This is a genomic window from Pseudonocardia sp. EV170527-09 (genome assembly GCF_008369905.1).
Lineage (GTDB): Bacteria > Actinomycetota > Actinomycetes > Mycobacteriales > Pseudonocardiaceae > Pseudonocardia.
Genome location: NZ_VRMC01000342.1, coordinates 1 through 469 on the forward strand (window position 1 = coordinate 1; position 469 = coordinate 469).

The following is a 469-nucleotide window of genomic DNA, read 5'->3' on the forward strand; positions in this document are numbered from 1 at the left end:
CACCACAAGACTCTCGACGAGTTCGACTTTGCCTTCCAGCCCGACCTCGACGTCAGAAAGATCCGCGACCTGGCCACATTGGCGTTCGTCGAGGCCCACCGCAACGTCGCGCTGCTCGGGCCGCCCGGGACCGGGAAGACCCATATCGCCACCGCGCTGGCAGTCGCGGCATGCCAGGCCTGTCGACGACGGCCTGAGACTGACCCCCTGACGTCGGATTGGGATTGACCCCTTCTGGGCGACGCTGAGGGGGTGTTGTCGGTGGAGGACTGGTCCGAGATCCGTCGTCTGCATCGGGCGGAGGGTGTCCCGATCAAGGAGATCTCCCGCCGGCTGGGAGTCGCGCGGAACACGGTGCGTTCGGCGCTGCGGGCGCCGGGCCCACCGCGGCGGGAACGGGGCCCGCGGGGTTCGCTGGCTGATGCGGTCGAGCCGCAGGTGCGGGCTCTGTTGGCGCAGTTCCCGCGGA

General features: G+C 69.5%; 1 protein-coding gene and 1 pseudogene. Both read left to right on the forward strand.

The window, feature by feature from the left end; translation table 11 throughout:
* A pseudogene (locus FVA95_RS29425) lies at positions 1 to 189 on the forward strand (ATP-binding protein); the annotation flags it as partial.
* Between the two features lie 63 nt (positions 190 to 252).
* Positions 253 to 469, forward strand: a 217-nt coding sequence (locus tag FVA95_RS29430; protein ID WP_193564260.1) for a sigma factor-like helix-turn-helix DNA-binding protein, incomplete at its 3' end; no start/stop codon positions are given.